This window comes from Streptomyces atroolivaceus, from assembly GCF_000717025.1.
GTDB lineage: Bacteria > Actinomycetota > Actinomycetes > Streptomycetales > Streptomycetaceae > Streptomyces > Streptomyces atroolivaceus.
Genome location: NZ_JNXG01000047.1, coordinates 1 through 2,337, shown reverse-complemented (window position 1 = coordinate 2,337; position 2,337 = coordinate 1). Strand labels below are relative to the sequence as shown.

The window sequence follows — 2,337 nt, the reverse complement described above, 5'->3', positions numbered from 1 at the left end:
CCTCCTGCCCGGCACAGCCTTCACCGACCTCGCCCTCCACGCCGCCGGCCACACCGACACCCCCACCCTCGAGGAACTCACCCTCGAAGCCCCACTGGTGCTGCGCCCCGACGGCACCGTGACCCTGCACGTGACGGTCGGTCCGCCCGCCGCCGACGGCAGCCGGCCGCTGACCATCCACTCACGCAGGGACGAGTCCGCCACCTGGACCCGGCATGCCTCCGGCGCCCTGACGGACGCGGACCCGGCCCCCGAGACGGCGACGACCTCTACGCCGAGGTCACCCTGCCCGAAGGCGTCGACACCACCGGGCACACCCTGCACCCCGCACTCCTCGACGCCGCCCTCCACCCGTGGGCGCGGGAGGTGATGGACGAGTCGGAGAACGTCCTGCTGCCCTTCAGCTGGCAGGGGGTTGCGCTGCACGCCGTGCAGGCGACCCGGCTCCGGGTGAGGCTGAGCCGTGCCGGCGCGGACACGATGCGGCTGTACGCCACCGACCCGACGGGTGCCCCGGTCGCCACGGTGCAGGCCCTCACCGCGCGAGCCGGCGCCCTGGCCGACATCACGGCCGGCGGCACGGACGCCGGCGGCAGAAGCCCGCTCCACCTGCTCGACTGGAAACCGCTGCCCCCCTCCGGCTCCACGGCCGTCCCCGAAGGCGTCGTGGTCATCGGCCCTGACCCGCTGGGGCTCGCGGACGCGCTCGGCGCGGTGGCCCACCCCGACCCCGCCGCACTGCTCACCGCCGTCGCGGAGGGTGCCGGTACGCCCGCACTCGTCCTTGCCACCTTCACCGACGACGCGGCGGACGCGCCCGGTGCCCTCGAGCCCGAGCACGACGGTGTGCCCGCGGCCGACGGCCTGCCGGCACGGCTGGACGCACTGACCGCCCGGGCGCTGGAGCTGACGCAGCGCTGGCTGGAGCTGGACTGGCCCGACGGCGACGCCACGGCCGAGCCCCGGCTGATCGTGGTGACCCGAGGTGCCGTGGCCGCCCGCCCGGGCCCCGAGATCCGGGACCTGGCCGCATCCGCCGTCTGGGGTCTGCTGCGGGCCGCCCGGACCGAGCATCCGGACCGGTTCGGCCTGCTGGACCTGGACGCCGCCGCCCAGGAGCGCACGGAGGGACTGACGGCGGCCTTGTCGGAGCTGCTCGCCGGGGGCGAACACCAGCTCGCCGTCCGCGACGGCGGCAACTACGCCCCCCGCCTGGTGCGGGCGGACTCGGCGCCCGAGGTGCTTGTCCCGCCGGAGAACACCCCGTACTGGCGGCTGGACGTGCACAGCTCGGGCACCCTGGGCAATCTCGCGCTGCTCCCCGCGCCCGAGGCCGGCGCACCGCTGGACCAGGGCGAAGTGCGGGTCTCCGTACGTGCCGCCGGGCTGAACTTCCGCGACGTGCTGGTCGGCCTCGGTATGTATCCGGGGGACGAGGCGCGCATCGGCGGAGAGGCGGCCGGTGTCGTCATGGAGACCGGTCCCGGGGTGACCTCGGTGGCGGTCGGTGACCGGGTGACGGGACTGTTCCCGCTGGGTGCGATCGGGCCGGTCGCGGTCACCGACCACCGGTGGCTGACCCGGATGCCGCAGGGCTGGACGTTCACGGACGCCGCCGTCCTTCCGGTCGTGTTCCTCACCGCGTTCCACGGCCTGAGGGATCTCGCGAACGTGCGCCGGGGCGAGTCGTTGCTCGTCCATGCCGCGACCGGCGGTGTGGGTATGGCCGCCCTGCAGCTCGCGCACCACTGGGGCCTGGAGGTCTACGGCACCGCGAGCCCGCCGAAGTGGCCCGTGCTGCGTTCGCTCGGCGTCGACGAGGCCCGGATCGCCTCGACCCGTACGCTCGACTTCGAGGAGCAGTACCGCGAGGCCACGGAGGGCCGGGGCTTCGACGTGGTGCTGAACTCGCTGGCACACGAGTTCGTGGACGCGTCACTGCGGCTGCTGGCGCCCGGCGGCCGGTTCCTGGAGATGGGCAAGACCGACATCCGGGACGCGGCCGAGGTCCAGGAGCAGCACGCGGGCATCACGTACACCGCGTACGACTTGATGCGGGTGGAGCCCGACCGGGTACAGGAAATGCTGGTCGAGCTGGTACGGCTCTTCGAATCGGGGGCGCTGCGCCGGCTGCCGGTGACCGCGTGGGACGTCAGTCATGCGCCCGAGGCCCTTCGGTACCTGAGTCAGGCCCGGCACACGGGCAAGGCGGTGCTGACACTGCCGTCCCCGCCGGACCCGGAGGGGACGGTGCTGATCACCGGCGGCACCGGCGCACTCGGCAGCCTCCTCGCCCGCCACCTCGTCACCCACCACGGCGCACGCCACCTCATCCTC

General features: G+C 74.2%; 2 protein-coding genes. Both read left to right on the top strand.

Annotated features, from left to right (window positions below; genetic code table 11):
* The coding region (locus OO67_RS40400; protein WP_341864675.1) for a polyketide synthase dehydratase domain-containing protein at positions 1-370 on the top strand (370 nt) is incomplete at its 5' end.
* Positions 286-2,337 (top strand): zinc-binding dehydrogenase (locus OO67_RS35320; RefSeq protein WP_341864674.1); only part of this gene is annotated, 2,052 nt, incomplete at its 3' end. The genes OO67_RS40400 and OO67_RS35320, both read left to right, overlap by 85 nt.